Annotated in this window: 18 protein-coding genes; 6 read left to right on the top strand and 12 right to left on the bottom strand. The window is 75.0% G+C overall.

Translation table 11 applies throughout. The features are described 5' to 3' along the window. Nucleotides 1–10: 10 nt before the first annotated feature. The 6 genes from efeB to NXY84_RS15410 form a co-directional block, all read right to left on the bottom strand. Entirely contained in the window at nucleotides 11–1402 is a 1392-nt protein-coding gene (gene efeB / locus NXY84_RS15435; RefSeq protein ID WP_258723938.1) for an iron uptake transporter deferrochelatase/peroxidase subunit, read from the bottom strand. An 83-nt stretch (nucleotides 1403–1485) separates the two neighbouring features. After that, on the bottom strand, nucleotides 1486–2700 hold the full coding sequence (gene efeO, locus NXY84_RS15430; protein ID WP_258723937.1) for an iron uptake system protein EfeO: 1215 nt from the start codon (nucleotides 2698–2700) through the stop codon (nucleotides 1486–1488). Nucleotides 2701–2801: 101 nt separating this feature from the next. Next, nucleotides 2802–3662: an iron uptake transporter permease EfeU gene (gene efeU, locus NXY84_RS15425; RefSeq protein ID WP_258723936.1), complete on the bottom strand. Its 861-nt coding sequence runs from the start codon at nucleotides 3660–3662 to the stop codon at nucleotides 2802–2804. A 259-nt stretch (nucleotides 3663–3921) separates the two neighbouring features. After that, nucleotides 3922–4428, bottom strand: coding sequence for an NUDIX domain-containing protein (locus NXY84_RS15420; protein ID WP_258723935.1), 507 nt, complete (start codon nucleotides 4426–4428; stop codon nucleotides 3922–3924). Nucleotides 4429–4447: 19 nt separating this feature from the next. Beyond that, nucleotides 4448–6247, bottom strand: coding sequence for an acetyl/propionyl/methylcrotonyl-CoA carboxylase subunit alpha (locus NXY84_RS15415; RefSeq protein WP_258723934.1), 1800 nt, complete (start codon nucleotides 6245–6247; stop codon nucleotides 4448–4450). Nucleotides 6248–6424: 177 nt separating this feature from the next. Further along, nucleotides 6425–7132 carry a Maf family protein gene (locus tag NXY84_RS15410; protein ID WP_258723933.1) on the bottom strand — a complete coding sequence of 236 codons (708 nt, stop codon included), beginning with the start codon at nucleotides 7130–7132 and terminating at the stop codon, nucleotides 6425–6427. A 255-nt stretch (nucleotides 7133–7387) separates the two neighbouring features. On the opposite strand from NXY84_RS15410, the gene NXY84_RS15405 reads away from it, so the two are divergent. After that, nucleotides 7388–8032: a vitamin K epoxide reductase family protein gene (locus NXY84_RS15405; protein WP_258723932.1), complete on the top strand. Its 645-nt coding sequence runs from the start codon at nucleotides 7388–7390 to the stop codon at nucleotides 8030–8032. A 19-nt stretch (nucleotides 8033–8051) separates the two neighbouring features. Here NXY84_RS15405 and NXY84_RS15400 read toward each other — a convergent pair whose 3' ends face one another. The 3 genes from NXY84_RS15400 to NXY84_RS15390 form a co-directional block, all read right to left on the bottom strand. Beyond that, nucleotides 8052–9137, bottom strand: coding sequence for a DUF418 domain-containing protein (locus tag NXY84_RS15400; RefSeq protein ID WP_258723931.1), 1086 nt, complete (start codon nucleotides 9135–9137; stop codon nucleotides 8052–8054). Between the two features lie 140 nt (nucleotides 9138–9277). Beyond that, a complete protein-coding gene (locus NXY84_RS15395; RefSeq protein ID WP_258727236.1) occupies nucleotides 9278–10924 on the bottom strand; it encodes a DUF885 domain-containing protein in 1647 nt (548 codons plus the stop codon). Between the two features lie 81 nt (nucleotides 10925–11005). Continuing rightward, nucleotides 11006–11788 carry a TetR/AcrR family transcriptional regulator gene (locus tag NXY84_RS15390; protein WP_258723930.1) on the bottom strand — a complete coding sequence of 261 codons (783 nt, stop codon included), beginning with the start codon at nucleotides 11786–11788 and terminating at the stop codon, nucleotides 11006–11008. 127 nt (nucleotides 11789–11915) lie between these two features. Between NXY84_RS15390 and NXY84_RS15385 the strand changes: the two genes are divergently transcribed. Both NXY84_RS15385 and NXY84_RS15380 read left to right on the top strand, forming a co-directional pair. Next, complete coding sequence (locus NXY84_RS15385; protein WP_258723929.1) at nucleotides 11916–12959, top strand: ABC transporter ATP-binding protein; 1044 nt, start codon at nucleotides 11916–11918, stop codon at nucleotides 12957–12959. Then, the gene (locus NXY84_RS15380) at nucleotides 12956–13795 is read left to right on the top strand and encodes an ABC transporter permease (RefSeq protein WP_258723928.1); all 840 of its coding nucleotides are present in this window, start codon (nucleotides 12956–12958) and stop codon (nucleotides 13793–13795) included. The genes NXY84_RS15385 and NXY84_RS15380 overlap by 4 nt, the downstream gene beginning before the upstream one ends. Nucleotides 13796–13858: 63 nt before the next feature. Here the strand turns inward: NXY84_RS15380 and NXY84_RS15375 are convergent, their stop codons facing one another. The 3 genes from NXY84_RS15375 to NXY84_RS15365 are packed head-to-tail and all read right to left on the bottom strand — an operon-like array spanning nucleotide 13859 to nucleotide 16385. Beyond that, entirely contained in the window at nucleotides 13859–14143 is a 285-nt protein-coding gene (locus tag NXY84_RS15375; protein WP_258723927.1) for an acyl-CoA carboxylase epsilon subunit, read from the bottom strand. Beyond that, the gene (locus NXY84_RS15370; RefSeq protein ID WP_258723926.1) at nucleotides 14140–14772 is read right to left on the bottom strand and encodes a hypothetical protein; all 633 of its coding nucleotides are present in this window, start codon (nucleotides 14770–14772) and stop codon (nucleotides 14140–14142) included. Before NXY84_RS15370 ends, NXY84_RS15375 begins: the two co-directional genes overlap by 4 nt. Further along, the gene (locus NXY84_RS15365) at nucleotides 14769–16385 is read right to left on the bottom strand and encodes an acyl-CoA carboxylase subunit beta (protein ID WP_258723925.1); all 1617 of its coding nucleotides are present in this window, start codon (nucleotides 16383–16385) and stop codon (nucleotides 14769–14771) included. The genes NXY84_RS15370 and NXY84_RS15365 overlap by 4 nt, the downstream gene beginning before the upstream one ends. A gap of 130 nt (nucleotides 16386–16515) precedes the next feature. On the opposite strand from NXY84_RS15365, the gene NXY84_RS15360 reads away from it, so the two are divergent. The 3 genes from NXY84_RS15360 (at nucleotide 16516) to NXY84_RS15350 (ending at nucleotide 19877) form a co-directional block, all read left to right on the top strand. Then, complete coding sequence (locus NXY84_RS15360) at nucleotides 16516–17385, top strand: biotin--[acetyl-CoA-carboxylase] ligase (RefSeq protein WP_258723924.1); 870 nt, start codon at nucleotides 16516–16518, stop codon at nucleotides 17383–17385. A gap of 15 nt (nucleotides 17386–17400) precedes the next feature. Then, nucleotides 17401–18543: an adenylate/guanylate cyclase domain-containing protein gene (locus NXY84_RS15355; RefSeq protein WP_258723923.1), complete on the top strand. Its 1143-nt coding sequence runs from the start codon at nucleotides 17401–17403 to the stop codon at nucleotides 18541–18543. 107 nt (nucleotides 18544–18650) lie between these two features. Next, entirely contained in the window at nucleotides 18651–19877 is a 1227-nt protein-coding gene (locus tag NXY84_RS15350) for a multidrug effflux MFS transporter (RefSeq protein WP_258723922.1), read from the top strand. The last annotated feature ends 12 nt before the right edge of the window (nucleotides 19878–19889 follow it).

The raw sequence follows: 19889 nt of genomic DNA, 5'->3' as shown, positions 1-19889 counted from the left end.
GTCGGCCCGGTCAGGCGAAGAGCGCCTCGCCGACGAACGACGCGCCCGGCTCCGCGCCGTCGGGCACCCCGGGCGGGACCGCGAACAGCCCCGAACCGGTGTGCCGGAGGTACTCCATGAGCGCGTCCTGGCGCGAGAGCGTCGACTGCATCGGGACGTAGTGCGTCCGCGGGTCGCGCACGAACGCGAGGAAGAACAGCCCCGCGTCGAGGCGGCCGAGCGCGTCGTTGCCGTCCGTGAAGTTGTACCCCCGCCGCAGCATCCGCACGCCGCCGTTGGTCGAGGGGTGCGCGAGGCGGACGTGCGCGTCGGTCGCGACGAGGGGCAGCCCGCCGCGCCCGGTGGCCTCGAGGTCGGGCTCGGAGAACTCGGTACCGCCCGAGAGCGGCCGACCCTCGCCCTTGGTCCGCCCGACCAGCGCCTCCTGCTCGCGCAGCGACGTGCGGTCCCACGTCTCGATCGTCATCCGGATCCGTCGCGCGACGAGGTAGGAGCCGCCCGTGAGCCAGCCCGCGTCGGTCCCGGTCTCGGCGCGGCCGGCCTCGGCGTCGCCCGCCTGGACCCATACGTGCTCGGCGAGCGCGTCCGGGTCCTCGGCCTTGAGGTTCGCGGTGCCGTCCTTGAAGCCGAACAGGTTGCGCGGTGTCGCCTGGGTCGTCGACGTCGAGGACGTGCGCCCGTAGCCGAGCTGCGACCAGCGGAGCGTGGCCGTGCCGAACGCCGCGCGGGACAGGTTGCGGATCGCGTGCACCGCGACCTGCGGGTCGTCCGCGCACGCCTGCACCACGAGGTCGCCGTCGCACCGCTGGGGCTCGAGCGCGTCCTGCGCGAAGCGCGGCAGCTCGACGAGCGCCGCGGGCAGCCGGCCCGCGAGGCCGAACCGGTCGACGCCGGGCGTGCCGTCCGGCCCCGGGGTGCCGACGAACAGCGACCGACCGAAGCCGAACGTGAGCGTGAGCCCGGCGGGGGGCAGGTCGAGGACCTCGCCGGTGTCGTCCGGGGGTGCGTCGTAGGGGCCGGACGCCGGCCCGAACGGACCCGCGGGGAGCCCCTGGGTCAGCCGGGCCGCCATCGCCGTCCACGTGCGCAGCAGCTCCACGAGCTCGTCGCGGGACGTCGTCGTGAGGTCGAACGCCGCGAGGTGCATGCGGTCCTGCGCGGGGGTCACGATGCCGGCCTGGTGCTCGCCCGTGAACGCGTACGTCCCCGGCCGGGCGGGCGCCGCCGGTGCCGCGCTCGCCGCCTGCGCCCGGCCGCCCGCGAAGCCCGCCGTGGCGGCGAGCCCGAGCGCCGCGGCGCCACCGCCCGCGAGCCCGAGGAGCCCGCGCCGGGACAGCCCGCGGGCCGACGGCTCGGCGGGTGCCGCGCCGCCGGGCGACGGGGTGGTGTCGTCGGTGGTCATCGCGTCCTCGGTCCTCGGGGGTTCCTCGGGTCTGTGCGGGTCCGGGTGTGCGCGGCTCGCGCCGTCCCGGGCCGCTGTGCGGGTCAGGCCGCGCCGGTGACGGTGGCGGTGAGCTGCGAGAGGGGCTCGCTCACGGCGTCGACCGCCGCGGCCAGCGCCTTGATGTCGCCCTGCGAGAGCGCGTCGTACGTCGGGAAGCCCGTGTCGGCGCTGCCCTGCTCGGCGAGGAGCCCGCGCAGCGCCGCGAACCGCTCGTCGAGCGTCGCGACGAGCTCGGCGTCCTCGGCCTCGGCGACGTCCCGCAGCACCTCGACCGCGACCCACGCACCGTCGACGTTCGCCTCGAAGTCCCACAGGTCGGTGTGCGACCAGATCTCCTCCTCGCCGGTGACCTTGCCGCCGGCGACCTCGTCGAGCAGCTCCTTGGCGCCGTTCGCGATCTGGAAGGCCTCGAACGTGAAGTCGTCGGCGGTGACCTGGTCCGCGAGCTGCTGGGTGTACCGCACCAGGTCGGCCGCGGCCGTCCGGCGCTGCTCCGGGGTCAGCGGCGTGTACGCGACCCCGCCGTTGTCCTCGGGGGCCGGTGCCCACAGGTCCTTCTCGACGTAGTGCCAGCCGCTCCACGCCTGGCCCTCCTCGAGGTCCGCCTCGCGCAGGTCGAGCAGCGGGTCGAGGTCGCCGAAGGACTCGGCGACGGGCTCGACGCGCTCCCAGTGCACGCGCGTCGGGGCGTAGAGCTGGCGGGCGGCCTCGTCGTCACCCGCGACGTACGCGTCGGCGAACGCCTGGGTGCCCGTCACGAGGCTCGCGACCTGGTCCTCGACGTACGCGACGTACGACGCCTCGGCGGCGGCGAGCTGCTCCGCGGTGTCGCCGCTCGGGCCGACGTCGGCGCCGGAGTCGGTCACGGTGAACTCGGCGCGGATGCCGTCGCCGACCATGCCGGGCTTGCACGCGGTGAAGTAGCTGCCCGGGCGCGCCTGCACCACGAGGTCGCGCGTGAGGCCGGGGCCGATGTTCTCGACCTCGGAGACGACGCGCAGGCCGTCCTCGCCGAGCAGGTAGAACTCGGTGATGTCGTCGCCGGAGTTCGTCACGGAGAACGTGAGGGTGCCCGAGGGGGCCTCGGTCGCCGAGACGGCGCAGTCGGTCGCGGACGAGTCGACCGTGAGGACACCGCCGGTCGCGCCGTCGGCGCCGTCGGCCGTGGAGGCGGCGGGCTCGTTCGCGACGCAGCCTGCGGCGAGGGGCAGCACGAGCACGGCCAGGGCCGCTGCGGTGAGGGCGGGGCGGGGCATGACGGTCCTCCGGGGGCGGGGCGGGGTCTGCGGTGGTGGTGCGCGCGCGGCGGCGGTGTGTGCCGCGGCGCGTCGGGCGGGTGCCCGCGACGACGGGGTGCTCAGGCGGGTGCGGCGGCGGTGGTCACGGCCGGCGCGGGCGTGCGGGACGGGGCCGGCGGTCCGCCCCACGTCGTGCGCACGAAGAAGAACGCGGTCGGGACGACGTACGCGACCCAGGCGCCCAGCTCGAGCCACGTGGTCGCGGGGGAGAAGTTGAAGACGCCCTTGAGCAGCGTGCCGTACCAGCTCGACGGCGGGATGGTCGCCGAGACGTCGAACGCGAGGTTCGACAGGCCGGGCAGGATGCGGGCCTCCTGCAGGTCGTGCACGCCGTAGGAGAGCACCCCGGCGGCCACGACGACGAGGAACAGGCCCGTCCACGCGAAGAACGTCCGCAGGTTCAGGCGCACCGCCCCGCGGTAGACGAGCCAGCCGAGCACCACGGCGGTCGCGAGCCCGAGCGCGGCGCCGAGCAGCGGCGAGGTCGACGAGCCCGTGGCCTTGGCGCCGGCCCACAGGAACAGCGCGGTCTCGAGCCCCTCCCGGCCGACCGCGAGCAGCGCCATGACGACGACCGCGCCCTTCCCGGCGCTGATCGCGTCGTCCAGGCGGCTGTGCAGGTCCGCCTTGAGGTGCCGCGCGGTCTTCGCCATCCAGAAGACCATCCACGTGATGAGCCCGACGGCGACGATCGAGAGCGAGCCGCCGATGGCCTCCTGTGCCTCGAACGTCAGGCCCTGCGGGCCGAACGTGAGCAGCGCGCCGAAGCCGAGCGAGACCACGGCGGCGATGCCGACGCCGGACCACAGCGCGGGCAGCAGGTCGCGGCGCCCGGTCCGCGCGACGTAGGCGACGAGGATCCCGACGACGAGCGCAGCCTCGAGCCCCTCGCGCAGGCCGATCAGGTAGTTGGCGAACATGGCGGCTCTCGCTCCAGGACCGGCCGTCCCCGCGTCCGGGGGTGTCGGTGGGTGGCTGTGGATGTCGGCAGGTGAGGGATGCCTTACCTACCGTGGGGAATGTACTGCACCGCGCGCGTCGTGCGGGAGGCGTCTCGCGGACGGGGGCGTGAGAGCGGTCACCCGGTTCCGGTGCCGCCGTCGAGCACCGTGGACCGCCGTCGACCGGGCCGTCGTCCGTGCTCGCCGTCGCCGGAGCGGGCGGCGCGCCGAGCGGCGGTCACGCCGCCCGGGCCGCCGCCAGACGCGCGCGCAGGGCCGGCCACGCGTCGGCGAACGCCGGCAGCAGCGGCAGGGCGTCGACCTCCGCGGTGGCCACCCACCGCACCTCGAGGCTCTCGGCGTCGGTCACGGCCGGCTCGAACGCGGTGACGGCCTCGGCGAGCACGGTCGTGTAGCTCCAGGTCCCGTGGTCGAGCACCTGCGTCCCGAGCACCCGGACCGCGCGCGCGGGCACGCCGGCCTCCTCACGGGCCTCCCGCAGCGCCGCGTCGGCCGCGGACTCCCCGGGCGCGCGCGCTCCGCCGGGCAGCCCCCACGTGCCCCCGTGGTCGCTCCAGAGCGCGCGGTGCTGCAGCACGACGGCGTCGAGCGCGCCCGACCCGGCGTCCCAGCGTCCGAGCAGCAGCCCGGCCGCGCCCAGCAGCCCCCAGTGCCGCCGCCCGCACGCGCACTCGACCCAGCCGTCGCCCGGCGGGCGGTGGTGGTGCGGAACGTGCTCCGTCACGCCGTCGGCCCGTGGCCCGTCAGCCGACGATGTCGCAGATCGCGGTGCCCGCGCTCACGCTCGACCCGACCCCGGCGGCGAGCCCGGTCACGGTGCCCGCGCGGTGCGCGACGAGCGGCTGCTCCATCTTCATGGCCTCGAGCACGACGACGAGGTCGCCCTCGGCCACCTGGGCGCCGTCCTCGACCGCGACCTTGACGATCGTGCCCTGCATCGGCGAGGCGAGCGTGACCCCGCCGGCGCTCGCGGTCGCCCGCGACGGCGCGCGCCGGACCGGTCGGCGCGCGGACCCGTTGGGCCGGCCCCGGCCGCCGCCGAGCGCGAGCGCCGACGGCAGGACGACCTCGAGCCGCTTGCCGCCGACCTCGACGACGACGCGCTCGAACGACTCGGGCTCCTCGGGCTCGGCGGGGCGGGTCCCGACGGGGGCCACCGGAGCACCCGCGAGCCCGGGCAGCCGGTCCGCGAACTCGGTCTCGATCCAGCGCGTGTGCACCCGGAACGCCGCCTGCGGGTCCGCGGGGACGAACGCGTCCTCCTCGAGCACCGCGCGGTGGAACGGCACGACCGTCGGGATCCCGACCACCTCGAGCTCGGCGAGCGCCCGGCGGGCCCGCTCGACGGCCTGGCGGCGCGTGGCTCCCGTGACGATGAGCTTGGCGATCATCGAGTCGAACGCGCCCGAGACGGTGTCGCCCTCGACGACGCCCGAGTCGACGCGCACGCCCGGTCCGGCGGGGAGGCGCAGCGTCGTGATGCGACCCGGCGCGGGCAGGAACCCGGCGGCCGGGTCCTCGCCGTTGATGCGGAACTCGATCGAGTGCCCGCGCGTGGCCACCGAGTCGTAGCCCAGCGGCTCGCCCGCCGCGATGCGCAGCTGCTCGCGCACCAGGTCGATGCCGCTGACCTCCTCGGTCACCGGGTGCTCGACCTGGAGCCGGGTGTTGACCTCGAGGAAGCTGACCGTGCCGTCGGCGCCGACGAGGAACTCGCACGTCCCGGCGCCGACGTAGCCGGCCTCGCGCAGGATCGCGACCGAGGCGCGGACGAGCTCGGCGTTCTGCTCGTCGGACAGGAACGGCGCGGGCGCCTCCTCGACGAGCTTCTGGTGGCGGCGCTGCAGCGAGCAGTCGCGGGTCGAGACCACGACGACGGTGCCGTGCGCGTCGGCGAGGCACTGGGTCTCGACGTGGCGGGGGCGGTCCAGGTAGCGCTCGACGAAGCACTCACCGCGCCCGAACGCCGCGGTGGCCTCGCGGACCGCGGAGTCGAACAGCTCGTCGATCTCGTCGGCCTCGCGCGCGACCTTGAGGCCGCGACCACCGCCGCCGAACGCGGCCTTGATGGCGACGGGCAGCCCGTGCTCCGCGGCGAACGCGTGGATCTCGCGGACGTCGAGCACCGGCTCGGGCGTGCCGGCCACGAGCGGCGCACCGGCGCGCTGGGCGATGTGCCGGGCGCTGACCTTGTCGCCGAGCTGCTCGATGGCCGACGGCGGCGGGCCGATCCACGTCAGGCCGGCGTCGATCACGGCACGCGCGAAGTCGGCGTTCTCGGCGAGGAACCCGTACCCGGGGTGCACCGCGTCCGCGCCGGAGCGCCGCGCGACGTCGAGCAGCTTGCCCATGTCGAGGTACGTCTCCTGGGCGCGGGCACCCTCGAGCGCGTACGCCTCGTCGGCGGAGCGCACGTGCAGCGCCTCACGGTCGGGGTCGGCGTAGACGGCGACGGAGCCGATGCCGGCGTCGCGGCAGGCCCGGGCGATGCGGACGGCGATCTCGCCGCGGTTGGCGACGAGGACCTTCGAGATGGGGGGCACGGCTCACCGTAACGTGGCCAGGGTCGCAGGTCCCACCTGCTGCGCCGGAGCGACCGAAGATTGGGGAAGTGGCCATCGAGCGCGGACCGGTCTTGTAGGACTCCTCCAACGGCGCGCCGACGATGTCCGGTCGTGGGCCGCGCGGTTGTCCGGTGGGGACAACGCGCGGGACGGCGGTCAGCGCGCCGGCGTCGTCCGCCAGAGCTCCGGCAGCGTGACCCCGACCTCGCCGAGCAGCTCGCGCAGCAGCGGCAGGCTCAGCCCGACGACGCCGTGGTGGTCGCCCTCGATGCCGGTCACGAACGCGCCGCCGAGGCCGTCGACCGTGAACGCGCCCGCGACCGCGAGCGGCTCGCCCGTCGCCACGTACGCGTCGATCTCGGCGTCGGTGAGGTCGGCGAAGTGCACGACAGTCGAGGACGTCGCCCCGAGCGTGCCGCCGGTGCCGCGGCCGCCGTCCGCCGCGCCCGGCCGGTCGTCGACGAGCCAGTGCCCGGTGTGCAGCACGCCGCTGCGCCCCCGCATCGCCCGCCAGCGCGCGACGGCCTCCTCGGCGCTCGCGGGCTTGCCGAAGATCTCGCCGTCGAGCTCGAGCATCGAGTCGCAGCCGAGCAGCAGCAGGTCGTCGTCCGGCTCGTCGTCCGCCGCCGCACCGGCGTCCCCGGCGGCGGGGGCCGCGGCGAGCGTCCGGGCGACGTCCTCGACCTTGGCCTGCGCCAGCACGAGCACCGCGTCGGCGGGCTCGAGGTCGCCGAACCGCTCGCGTGCGGCGGCGAGCGTCGCCTCCTCGTCGACCGAGGAGACGGCGACGAGCGGGTCGATCCCGGCGGCGACGAGCGTCGCGCGGCGGGCGGGGGAGGCGGAGGCGAGGAGCAGTCGGGTCACGGCGTGCGAGCCTACCGACGCGCCGGCGGCGACGCCGGACCGGACGCCGCCCGGGCGCCGGACCGGACGCCGGACCGGACGCCGCCGCGGGCGCCGGACCGGACGTTTCCTGTGAATCTGCCCCGACGCGGGCCCTGGGACCTTCGATTCTCGACCTGCGCGCCCGCGGTGGGCGATGATCGGCGGGACACCTGCTCACCGACGCACCGCCGCGACCGGCTCGAGCCTCGACGGACCCAGAGGACCCTTGCTGCCATGACCGACGTTCTCGACCCCAGCCCGCAGACGGCGGGCGCCCGCCTGCGGGAGGCGCGGCACTCGCGCGGCTGGATCTTCGGCACGATGCTCTTCTCGGCGCTGCTGAGCCTCACGGCGTCGCTCGTGCTCTCGGCCGAGGCGATCACGCTCGCCAAGGACTCCGACGCGGTGCTGGGCTGCGACATCAACGCGGTGATCAGCTGCGCGACGGTGGCGAACTCGTGGCAGGCGAGCCTCCTGGGCTTCCCCAACGCGTTCCTCGGCCTGATCGCCGAGCCGGTGGTCATCACGATCGCCGTGGCGGCGCTCGGGGGCGTCCGGTTCCCGCGCTGGTTCATGTTCTCCGCGCAGGTCGTCTACCTGATCGGCGTGATCTTCGCGTACTGGCTGTTCCAGCAGTCGCTCATGGTCATCGGCGCGCTGTGCCCCTGGTGCATGCTCGTGACGATCTCGACGACGCTCGTGTTCGCGTCGCTGCTGCACTACAACATCCGCGAGGACAACCTGTACCTGCCCCGCGGCGTGCAGCGCTGGGCCAAGGAGTTCGTCGACGCCGACAACGACGTCATCGTGATCATCGCCTGGCTCATCCTGCTCGCCGCGCTGGTCGTCCTGAAGCACGGCGCCGCGCTGTTCGCCTGACCGAGCGGCAGGGCGGTCGTCAGCCGCGCTCCGAGCCCCACCACGTTCCCCGGCGCCACAGCCACTCGAGCGGACCCTGGCGGTGGTGGCGCAGCCACAGCGTGGAGAACACCCACTGCGCGACGAGGATCGCGAGCGCGGCCAGAAGCAGGCCGGTGTGCGCGTCGGTGTGCGGGAGATCGAGCACGTGGCCCGCGCCGATCATCAGGAACGTCGCGATCACGTAGTTCGTGAGCGCCATGCGCCCGAGCGGCGCGAGCGCGGCGGTCAGCACCGACCGGGCGGGCGTCGCGAGCAGCACGAGCGTCCCGGTGACGTACGCGCCGGCCAGGAGCAGCCCCGTGACGCCCGACGAGTGGCTCGACCACGTCTCGGTGATCTCGCCGACGTGCCAGGGGATCGCCACGCCGGCGAGGACGGCGAACAGCAGGAACGCCGGCGCGGTGCCCCGCAGCGTCGGGCGGGCCATGCGCTCGACGACGCCGTAGCGCACGAGCGCCGAGCCGACGAGGAACAGCCCCGGGATCAGCGGCAGCCCGCCCTCGAAGAGCCACAGCGCGAGCACCACGCCGATCGCTCCGCCGGCGGCGACGAGCCGGCGGGGGAGCCACGACGACGGCAGCAGCACGAGCAGGCCGAACACCGCGTACTGGCTCAGCGCCTCGCCGGGGTGCCAGAACGCGTGCGCGACGCCGAGCGGCAGCAGGAGCAGCAGCCGGCGGAGCAGCAGGACCCGGGGGTGCGGGGCCCCGCGCCGGGTGGCGGACTCGAGGAACAGCGTGAACCCGATGCCGAACAGCAGCGAGAAGACCGGGAAGAAGCGCTGGTGCGCGAGCAGCTCGATCCAGCCGCTCGCGTCGGCGAGCGTCGCGGGCGGGGCGGCATCCGTCTCGTAGCCGTGCCGGGCGACCGTGAGGAAGTTCGGCACGAGGATGCCGCACAGCGCGAGGCCGCGGATCACGTCGAGCGCGGCGATGCGGGGGCGGGCAGGGTCCGCGGCGGACGGTGCGGTGCCGGGCGGTGCGGGGTCCGGACGGCTGTCGGTCCGGACGGCCGCGTCCCGCTCGGGCGTGCGAGGGGCGGCGGCAGGAGGAGTCGGGGTCACGCGACCAGCCTCGTGCCGCGCCGGCCGGCGGCGCGCCCGTCCGTGGACCCCCGGCCCGGCGCGCCCGCTCCCCCCGGGGACGGACGAGGCGTCCACCCGCAGGACCGCCTGCGGGTGGACGCCCGTGAGCGACGTCCGGCTCAGACCAGCGCGGTCCGCAGCACGTCGAGCGGCAGGCCGCCGAGCGCGAGCGCGCGCTTGTGGAACTCACGCAGGTCGAACTGCTCGCCGCGCGCCCGGGCGGACGCCGCGGCGCCGTCCCGTGCCTGCTCCCAGAGCCGCTGACCGACCTTGTAGGACGGCGCCTGCCCGGGCCAGCCGAGGTAGCGGTTGAGCTCGAAGCGGATGAACGCCTCCGGCATGTTGACGTTCGCGAGCAGGAAGTGCCACGCCTTGTCGGCGTCCCACGTGCCGCCGCCCCACCGCTCGGGCGCGGGCAGGCCGAGGTGGACGCCGATGTCGAGCACGACGCGCGCGGCGCGCATGCGCTGGCCGTCGAGCATGCCGAGGCGGTCGCCCGGGTCGTCCATGAAGCCGAGGTCGGCCATCAGGCGCTCGGCGTACAGCGCCCAGCCCTCGCCGTGCCCGGAGACCCAGCACGCGAGCCGGCGCCACGAGTTGAGCGTCGCGCGCTCGAACACGGCCTGGCCGACCTGCAGGTGGTGGCCGGGGATGCCCTCGTGGAACACCGTGGTCTTCTCGCGCCAGGTGTTGAAGGTCGTGACCGACGGCGGGACCGACCACCACATGCGCCCGGGCCGCGTGAAGTCGTCGCTCGGCCCGGTGTAGTAGATGCCGCCGTTCTGCGTGGGGGCGATGCGGCACTCGAGCGTGAGCAGCGGCTCGGGGATGTCGAAGTGCGTGCCGTTCAGCGCGGCGATCGCGCCGTCCGACGTCTCCTGCATCCAGGCGCGCAGCGCGTCCGTGCCGCGCAGGGTGCGGCTCGGGTCGGCGTCGAGCGCGGCGACGGCCTGCTCGACGGTCGCGCCGGGTCCGGCGAGCTGCGCGGCGACGGCCTCCTGCTCGGCGACGACGCGCGCGAGCTCCTCGAGGCCCCACTGGTAGGTCTCCTCGAGGTCGACCGTCGCCCCGAGGAAGTAGCGCGACCAGAGCCCGTAGCGCTCACGGCCCGCGGCGTCGGCCTCGGGCGCCTGCGGCGCGAGCTCGTCGCGCAGGAACGTCGTGAGCCGGGCGTACGCGTCGCGTGCGGCGGCGGCGCCGCGCTCGAGCTCGGCGCGCACGAGCGAGCACGACGCGGACTCGTCGAGCGCAGCGGCGACGTCGGGCCCCTGGACGTAGGTCGTGAAGAACGACGTCGACGGGTCGGCGAGCTCGGTCGCCTGCTCGATGGCCTCGCGCACCTGCCGGACGGCGGCGACGTGCCCCTGCGACGCGGCGAGGCGCAGCGACTCGATGTAGCCGGCCATCGAGTCCGGGACGGCGTTGAGGCGGGCGGCGACGTTCTCCCACGCCTCGACGGTGCCGGTCGGCATGCTGTCGAAGACGTCGCGCAGGCCCTGGACGGGCGAGGCGATGTTGTTGAGGCTCGCGAGGTTCTCGCCGGCCGCGTCGAGCTCGAGCTCGAGGCCCAGCCGCTCGCGCATCGCGGAGAGCGTGACCTCGTCGACGGCGTCGGCCGGTGCGTGCGCGTCGAGCGCGACGAGCGTGCTCCGCGTCGCGTCGGCGCGCGCGGCGTGGCCCGCGGGGGACAGGTCGGTCATCTCGTGGTCGAACCCCGCGACGCCCATCTCGGTCGCGAGGACGGGGTCGAGGCGCGCGACCGTCATGACGTGCGCGTCGGCGATCGCGTCGATCGGGGTGGGTTCGCGGCGGCTGCTGAGGTGCTGGTTCGTGCTCACGCAGCGACCCTACCCGGCGGCCCGGCGCTCCTCGATGAGTGCGGCGACCCCGTCGAGCAGGCGCGCGAGCCCGAAGTGGAACGCGTGGTCCGGGTCGTACGCGGACTGCAGCGCCTCGCCCGCGACCGGTCCGACGCGCGCGACGGTCGGGTAGCGCTCGGCGTCGAAGACGCGGTCGACGTAGGGGGCGGTCGCGTCCCACCACTGCTGCTCGGTGACCCCGGTCGTCCGCTCGGCCTCGCCCTTCTCGAGCAGGCCGCCCACGGTCCCGTTGACGAAGCCGTTGAGCAGCGTCACGACGGAGTCCATCTCGAGCTCGTCGAGCCCGGTCCCGTCGACGGCACGGAGCTCGACCTCGTACTTGGCCATGATGTGCGGCCCGAGCGGCGGGCGGCCGGTCGCGACGTGCAGCGCCCAGGGGTGGCGCACGTAGAAGTCCCAGTTGGCGCGGGCCACCTGCTCGAGGCGCTCGCGCCACGGGACCTGCGGCGACGGCGGGCCGTCGGGGTACATCTCGCCGAGCGCGCGGTCGAGCATGAGGTCGATGAGCTCGCCCTTCCCGGGCACGTACGTGTAGAGCGACATCGCGCCGACGCCCAGCTGCTCGGCGACCCGGCGCATGGAGAGGGTCGCGAGGCCCTCGGCGTCGGCGAGCGCGATCGCGGCGTCGACGATCCCGTCGACCGTGAGGCGGGCGCGGGGCCCGCGGGCCGGTCGTGGCTCGTCATCGCCCCGCCAGAGCAGCTCCATGCTGCGGGCCGGGTCGCCGGTGCCCGTGAACTCGGTCGCCATGCCGCCATCCTCCCGCACGGGGTCGCCGCACCGCCGACCGTCGGGCGGCACGGGGCTCGACAACTCCGTACAGCGTACGCTAACGTCGGTCGAACGAACTCCGTACGGCATACGGGAAAGGCCCGCCATGACCCCGCCCGCCATCCGCCTGCACCACGTCACCAAGAGCTACGGCCCACGCACCGTGCTCGACCGCGTCGACCTCGATGTCCCCGCCGGGTCCGTCCTCGGGCTGCTCGGTCCGAACGGCGCCGGCAAGACCACCGCCGTCCGCATCCTGACCACGCTGCTCCGCCCCGACTCCGGCACCGCCGAGGTCGCCGGCCACGACGTGCTGCGCGCACCGCACGAGGTGCGCCGGCACATCGGCCTCGTCGGCCAGAGCGCCGCGCTCGACGAGGTGCTCGACGCGCGGCAGAACCTCGTGATGTTCGGCCGCCTGCACCACCTCGGCGTCCGGACGGCGCGCGTGCGCGCAGGCGAGCTCCTCGAGGCGTTCGGGCTCGCCGAGACCGGCGACAAGGCCGTGCGCGACTTCTCGGGCGGCATGCGCCGGCGCCTCGACCTCGCCGCGAGCCTCCTGCTCGCCCCGCCCGTGCTGTTCCTCGACGAGCCGACCACCGGCCTCGACCCCCAGGGCCGGCTCGACGTCTGGGCCGCCGTCCGCACGCTCGTCGGCGACGGCACGACCGTGCTGCTCACGACGCAGTACCTCGACGAGGCCGACCGCCTCGCGGACCGCGTCTGCGTGCTCGACGCCGGGCGGGTGGTCGCGGACGGGACGCCCGCCGCGCTCAAGTCAGCGACGGGCGGGGACCGGATCGACGTCGTGGTCGCCCGTACCGCCGACCTCGTGCGCGCCGCGGGGCTCGTCGGCCGGGCGCTCGGGGCGGCGCCGGGGGACGTGGACACCGACGTCGCCGCCCGCCGCGTGACCGCACCCGTGACCGACCGGATGGGCGCGCTCGCCGCGGTCGTCGCCGCGCTCACCGAGGCGGGGCTCGCGGTCGACGACCTCGGGCTGCGCCGCCCGACGCTCGACGAGGCCTACCTGCGCCTGACCGGCCACGCCGCGCTCACCGGCACGGCCGCCGGCCCCGGGAGCACGGGCACCGCCGGCGCCGGCACCGCCCGCTCCGGCACCGCCCGCACCACCGAGGAGGCCGCATGACCACGACCCTGACCGCCCCGGCGGTCCACGCCCCCGCACCGGCCGGCTCCGCGCTGCGCTGGGCGCTCGTCGACGGCTGGACGATCGCGCTGCGCGACCTGCAGCACTGGCGGCGCCAGCCGGGTCAGCTGGCCGTCGGGCTGCTGTTCCCCGTGCTCATGGTCGTCATGTTCGGGTACCTGCTCGGCGGCGGCATGGCCGTCGAGGGCGGCGGCAGCTACCTCGAGTTCCTCATGCCCGGGATGTTCGCGCTCACGATGGTCTTCGGGCTCGAGGCGACCATGACGGCGGTCGCGACCGACGCGGAGAAGGGCGTGACCGACCGGTTCCGGTCGATGCCCATGTCGTCCGCCGGCGTCGTCCTCGGACGCTGCATCGCCGACATGCTCAACTCCGTGGTGGGCCTCGCGGTCATGGTCGGGGTCGGCCTGCTCGTGGGCTGGCGCTGGCACGAGGGTCCGGCGCGCGCCGCGCTCGCGCTCGCGCTCCTGCTCCTGCTGCGGTTCGCGTTCCTGTGGATGGGGATCTACCTCGGCCTCGTCGCGCGCGGGCCCGGCTCCGTCATGGCCGTGTCGATCATCGTGTGGCCGTTCGCGTTCTTGTCCAACGCGTTCGTGCCGACCAGCACGATGCCCGCGTGGCTCGGCGCGCTCGCGCAGGTCAACCCGATGGCGGCGACCGTCGCCGCGGCCCGCGAGCTGTTCGGCAACCCCGGCGTCGCGGGCGACGGGTGGCTCGCGGAGCACAGCGTGCTCGCGGCGGTCGTGTGGCCGACGGTGCTGGCCGCGGTGTTCTTCGCGCTCGCGGTCCGGAGGTGGGTCACGCTCGGGCGCTGACGCGTCCGATCCGCCGGGGTCCGCGGATCCCGGCGGACCGGACCCGGTCGGCGCGTGACGCGGTCAGCCGCGCAGGCTCCAGCGCCACGCGTCCGGCCCGGCGCCGGGGGCGACGCTGCCGCGCAGCACCCGGGCCCGGTCCGTCCACGCGCTGCGCGGGGCGGTCTCGGTGGTGTCCGCCTCGGACGCCGCCGCGACCAGCCCGGCGACGAGGGCCGCGAGCTCGACGTCGTCGGGCGCCCCGCGCACCACGCGCACGTGCGGGCGCGCGGCGGGTGCCGGGTCGGGTCGCGCGTCGGGTCGGGCGTCGGCGGGCGACGCGCCACCGGGCGAGGGGGCGTCGGTCACTCGTCGTCGTCCTCGTGGTCGTCGAACAGCACGGGTGCGCCGCGCGACGCCCCCCACTCCGACACCTCGAACCCCGACTCCATGAGGCGGCGCGCGATCTGCTCGCCGGCGTCGTCGACCATCCCGAGCACCGAGTCCATCGACAGGTCGGACGTGCCGGCCTGGGGCCCGACGACGAAGCCGAGGTGGAAGGTCTCGACCTCCTCGACCTCGTGCGGGGCGTCGGCGCCGGACTCGTCCTCGTCGGTGTCGTCCCACGTCATGCCGGTGAGGTCGGAGTGCAGCCCGAGGCGCTCGTGCACGAGGTCGTACAGCGCGGCGTTCAGGCCCGAGACGCGCGCCTCGATCGCGAGGATCCGGGGGTCCTCATCGGCCTCGTGCGCGCCGAACTCCGCGCGCACGCCCACGGCCGTCTCGATGTACTCGTGCAGCACCGCGGTGAGCTCGTCGACCGTGACGTGCAGCTCGGCCGCGTCGACGCCGCCCAGCGGGTCCGGGCCGTGCGCCGGGTGGTCGTGCCCCTCGTGCCCGTGGCCGTCGTGGTCGCCGTGCGCGTCCCCGTGGGGTCCCGACGCGCTGTCGCCCCCGCTGCCGCCGCCCGTGCCCGTGGGGTCCTCGACGCCGCTCACAGCGGGATGTTCCCGTGCTTCTTGGGCGGCAGGCTCGCGCGCTTGGTGCGCAGCAGGCGCAGGGCCTTCACGATCTCGGTGCGGGTGTGCGACGGCGGGATGACCGCGTCGACGTAGCCGCGGTCCGCGGCGTCCCAGGGGTTCACGATGGCCTCCTCGTACTCGCGCGTGAGCCGGGCCCGCTCCGCCTCGACGTCGCCGCCGGCGTCGGCGACGGTCTTGAGCGCGCCGCGCTGGAGGATGTTCACCGCACCTCCGGCGCCCATGACCGCGATCTGCGCCGTCGGCCAGGCGAGGTTGACGTCCGCGCCCAGCTGCTTGGAGCCCATCACGATGTACGCGCCACCGTACGCCTTGCGGGTGATGACGGTGACGAGCGGGACGGTCGCCTCCGCGTACGCGTAGATGAGCTTGGCGCCCCGGCGGATGATGCCGTTCCACTCCTGGTCCGTGCCGGGCAGGAACCCGGGGACGTCGACGAAGGTCAGGACCGGGATGTTGAAGGCGTCGCACGTGCGCACGAACCGCGCGGCCTTCTCGGCGGCGTTGATGTCGAGCGTCCCGGCCATCGACAGCGGCTGGTTCGCGACGATCCCGACGGGGTGGCCCTCAACGTGCCCGAACCCGATGAGCACGTTCTGCGCGTAGAGCGGCTGGACCTCGAGCAGGACGCCGTCGTCGACCACGTGCTCGACGACGGTGCGCATGTCGTACGGCTGGGAGTCGGAGTCGGGCACGAGCGTGTCGAGCTCGGCGTCCTCGTCGCTCACCGCGAGGTCGGCGTCGTGGGAGAACGTCGGCGGGTCCGTCAGGTTGTTCTGGGGCAGGTACGACAGCAGCGAGCGCACGTAGTCGATCGCGTCGTCCTCGTCGGAGGCGAGGTAGTGCGCGACGCCCGACTTCGTGTTGTGGGTCGTCGCGCCGCCGAGCTCCTCGAAGCCGACGTCCTCGCCCGTCACCGCGCGGATCACGTCCGGGCCGGTGATGAACATGTTCGAGGTGCCGTCGGCCATGACGATGAAGTCCGTCAGCGCGGGGGAGTAGACCGCGCCGCCCGCGCTCGGCCCGAGGATGAGGCTGATCTGGGGGATCACGCCGGACGCGGCGACGTTGCGGCGGAAGATCTCCGCGAACTGGGTCAGCCCGGCGACGCCCTCCTGGATGCGCGCCCCTCCGCCGTCGCTGATGCCGATGAGCGGGACGCCCGTGCGCAGGGCGAGGTCCATGACCTTGGTGATCTTCTCGCCGTGCACCTCCCCGAGGCTCCCGCCGAAGACCGTGAAGTCCTGCGAGTACACCGCGACCGGCCGGCCGTCGACCGTCCCGTGCCCGACGACGATACCGTCCCCGGCGATCCGCTTCTTCTCGAGCCCGAAGTTGGTCGAGCGGTGCCGCACGAACGCGTCGAGCTCGGTGAACGAGCCCTCGTCGAGCAGGGCGTCGATGCGCTCGCGGGCGGTCTTCTTGCCGCGGGCGTGCTGCTTCGCGGCGGCGTTCTCCTCGGGCGTCACGACGGCGGCCTGGTGCCGTGCCGAGAGGTCCTCGAGCTTGGCGGCCGTGCTGCTCGTCGTGGGTGTCGGCCGGGCTCCGGGCCCGTCGGGTGCGTCGGTCACCCGACAGAGGCTAGTTGCCCGGCGCCCCGGACCGGCGCTCGTCGGCGGCACGCGTCTGGGGGTGCGCGTTGTGCGAACCCCACAAGCGCGGGACCGCTGCGCGCCCGACCGACCGGTGGATGATGTCCCCATGGACACCGCCCCCGACCGTCCGGCGCTGCGCGAGCACGTGCTCCGTGAGCTCCTGCTCGCCCCGGCCGGGCCGCTCGCACGGCTCGACGTCGTCGAGCGGACGGGCTCGACCAACGTCGACCTCGCCGCCGCGCTGCGCGCCGACCCGGAGGCGTGGCCGCACCCGAGCCTGCTCGCCGCCGAGGCGCAGGACTCCGGGCGGGGGCGTGCGGGCCGCACGTGGGAGACGCCGGCGCGCTCGGCGCTCATGCTCTCGTTCGCGCTGCGCCCCGCCGCGCCCCTGACGACGTACGGGTGGCTCCCGCTGCTCGCGGGCCTGGGCGCGGTCAACGCGCTGCGGGCCACGGTGGGGGTGCCCGCGGTGCTCAAGTGGCCCAACGACGTCATGGTGCCCGCGCCCGACGGCACCGACCTCGCCGGCTGGGGGCCGCTGCGCAAGGTCGGCGGGATCCTCACCGAGCTCGTCACGACGCCCGCCGGGTCGGCCGTCGTGGTCGGCATCGGCATCAACGTCTCGCAGGCGCCCGGCGAGCTCCCCGTGCCGAGCGCGACGTCGCTCGCGCTCGCGGGCGGCCGCGACGTCGACCGGGAGATGCTGCTGGTGGCACTCGTCAGCGCGCTCGCGGAGGTCACGGCGCGCTGGTCGGAGCACGGCGGTGACGTGCACGCCGCGGGCCTCGTGGAGGACGTCTCCGCCGTGTGCGCGACGCTCGGGACCCAGGTGCGCGTCGAGCTCCCGGGTGGGCGCGAGGTCACCGGCACCGCACAGCGCCTCGACCGCGAGGGCGCGCTCGTCGTGGTCGACGCGTCGGGCGCCGAGCACCAGGTGCTCGCGGGTGACGTGCATCACGTCCGCAGAGCCCGGTGAACTACGCTCGACCGCGTGGATGACGGCGCTGACCTGACGGACGAGACGCGGCCCGAGAGGGGCGCCGGCCACGACCTCCCGTCGACCCTCGCGTCCCTCGACGAGGCCCTGCTCGGCGGCCCCCGCACCCTCACGCTGCGCGACCTCGCGACCCGGACGGACTCCGACCTCGACAGGATCCGGCTCTTCTGGCAGACGCTGGGCCTCCCGCACACCGCGCCCGACGACGTCGTGTTCACCGAGCGGGACGCCGAGGCGCTCGACCGGATGAGCCGGCTCATGCGTGAGCACGGGGTCAGCCTGCGCACCGCGGTGTCGCTCACGCGCGCGCTCGGGCACACGGCCGACCGGCTCGCGCTGTGGCAGGTCGAGGCGCTCGTGGAGGACCTCGCGACGCGGTACGCGCTCGACGACACGACCTCGCGCCTGCTCGTGCTGGACCGGCTCACCGAGCTGGGGCCGCTGCTCGAGGAGCAGCTCGTGCACGCGTGGCGGCGTCAGCTCGCGGCGGTCGCGGGGCGGCTCGCGGCCGAGTTCGGCGAGCAGCGCACCGCGCCGCCGGACGTCGACGGGCTGCCGCTCGCGCGCGCGGTCGGCTTCGCGGACATGGTCTCGTTCACGCGCCGGACCGCGGGCCTGGGATCGACCGACCTCTCCGACTTCGTGCAGCGCTTCGAGACCGCGGCGCGCGACGTGGTGACGTCGGCCGGCGGGCGCGTCGTCAAGACCATCGGGGACGCCGTGCTGTTCGTGGCCGACGACGTCGCGACCGGGGCCCAGGTCGCGCTCGGGCTCGCGCGCGTGCTGGGCGGCGAGCTCGACATCGAGCGCGAGCGCGGCGCGGGCGGTCTCGCCGAGGGGGCGCGCGGCGTGACGCCCGTGCGCGTCGGCTTCGTGTGGGGGCGGCTGCTGTCCCGGTTCGGGGACGTGTTCGGCGAGCCCGTGAACCTCGCAGCCCGGCTGACCGACATCGCGGACCCGTCGAGCGTCCTGACGGACCCCAGGACCGCCGCGATGCTCGAGGGCGACGACCGGTTCGTCGCGGAGTCGCAGCCCGAGCGCGAGCTCGAGGGGCTCGGTGTCGTGCGCCCGGTGCTGCTGCGGGCGGGCGAGGGTGCCGCGCCGTCGCCGCGCGACCTGCCGCACGGCCTGAGCTGAGGGGGCGGCGGGCCGGCAACACCGCCTGACCAGGTGGTCGACTTCCGCTCCACGGTGCGCATCGAATCGATTCGCTCCCGCACGCACGGGATGGGACCATCGACGTGATGAGTGCCGGCGGCCCGCAACCCACGTCCCCGTACCGCCCCAACGCGAAGTACGTCCTGCTGCTCGGCTCGATGACCGCGCTCCCCGCGATCTCGACCGACATCTACCTGCCGTCCCTGCCCGACGTCGCCCGCGACCTCGGGACGTCGGCGACCGCGGCCCAGCTCACCATGACCGGGATGCTCATCGGCGGCGCCGTCGGGCAGCTCGTCATCGGCCCGACGTCCGACCGTTTCGGACGCCGCGCGCCCGTGCTCGTCGGGATCGTGCTGCACGTCATCACCTCGCTGCTGTGCGCCGTCGCGCCCGGGATCATCCCGCTCATCGCGCTGCGCGTGCTGCAGGGCTTCTTCAACGCGTCGGCCTCGGTGGTCGCCATGGCGGTGATCCGCGACCGCTTCGTCGGCTCGGACGCCTCGCGGCTGCTGTCCCGCCTCATGCTCGTGATCGGCGTCGCGCCGCTGTTCGCCCCGAGCGTCGGGGGCCTCATCGCGGGCGAGTGGGGGTGGCGAGCCGTCTTCGTCGCTCTCGCGATCTACGGCACGCTGCTGTGGTTCGTCGTCTGGCGACGCCTGCCCGAGACCCTGCCCGCCGAGCGGCGCCGCGGACCCGGGCTGCGCGCGGCGCTCTCGGGCTACCGCTCGCTGCTGCGCGACCGGCACTTCCTCGCGCTCGCGGTCCTGCCCGGCCTGTCGGTCGCGGGGCTCATGAGCTACGTCGTCGGCTCCCCGTTCGTGCTCCAGGAGGGCTACGGGCTGTCGTCGCACCAGTTCGCGCTGCTGTTCGCGGTCAACGGCGTCGGACTCGTCGCGGGCGCGCAGGTCAACGCGGCGCTCGTGCGCCGGTACGCGCCCGTGCGGATCCTGCGCGTGGTGCTGCCGGTCTCGGTCGTGTTCTCGCTCGGGCTCTTCGCGGTGGGGGCGACCGGCGCCGGCGGGCTGCCCGTCCTGCTCGTGATGCTGTGGATCCAGCTCGCGCTCGTGAACTTCACGCCGCCCAACGCCTCGGCGCTCGCGCTCGGGCGCCACGGCGCGATCGCCGGGACCGCCGCGGCGTTCATCGGCTCGTCGCAGGCCGGGATCTCGGGGACGATCAGCCCGCTCGTCGGCGTGCTCGGCGGGGACGCGTTCGCGATGACCGCCGTGATGGCCGGCTCCGCGGTGCTCGCGCTCGTCGTGCTCGCGCTCGGCACGCCCGCCTACCGCGCGGGCGGCTGGGGCACCTGAGGCGGGCGGGGT

Origin of the sequence: Cellulomonas sp. NS3, assembly GCF_024757985.1 — a bacterium.
Taxonomy (GTDB): domain Bacteria; phylum Actinomycetota; class Actinomycetes; order Actinomycetales; family Cellulomonadaceae; genus Cellulomonas_A.
The sequence above is the reverse complement of the archived record's forward strand: the minus strand, read 5'-3'. Positions and strand labels throughout refer to the sequence as shown.

Coding starts and splice junctions, on each gene's coding strand:
- NXY84_RS15390 (WP_258723930.1), bottom strand. CDS start 11,788: ATGGCGACCGAGTTCACGGGCACCGGCGACCCGGCCCGCAGCATGGAG.
- efeO (WP_258723937.1), bottom strand. CDS start 2,700: ATGCCCCGCCCCGCCCTCACCGCAGCGGCCCTGGCCGTGCTCGTGCTG.
- efeU (WP_258723936.1), bottom strand. CDS start 3,662: ATGTTCGCCAACTACCTGATCGGCCTGCGCGAGGGGCTCGAGGCTGCG.
- NXY84_RS15395 (WP_258727236.1), bottom strand. CDS start 10,924: ATGACGGTCGCGCGCCTCGACCCCGTCCTCGCGACCGAGATGGGCGTC.
- NXY84_RS15405 (WP_258723932.1), top strand. CDS start 7,388: ATGACCGACGTTCTCGACCCCAGCCCGCAGACGGCGGGCGCCCGCCTG.
- NXY84_RS15385 (WP_258723929.1), top strand. CDS start 11,916: ATGACCCCGCCCGCCATCCGCCTGCACCACGTCACCAAGAGCTACGGC.
- NXY84_RS15360 (WP_258723924.1), top strand. CDS start 16,516: ATGGACACCGCCCCCGACCGTCCGGCGCTGCGCGAGCACGTGCTCCGT.
- NXY84_RS15350 (WP_258723922.1), top strand. CDS start 18,651: ATGAGTGCCGGCGGCCCGCAACCCACGTCCCCGTACCGCCCCAACGCG.
- efeB (WP_258723938.1), bottom strand. CDS start 1,402: ATGACCACCGACGACACCACCCCGTCGCCCGGCGGCGCGGCACCCGCC.
- NXY84_RS15380 (WP_258723928.1), top strand. CDS start 12,956: ATGACCACGACCCTGACCGCCCCGGCGGTCCACGCCCCCGCACCGGCC.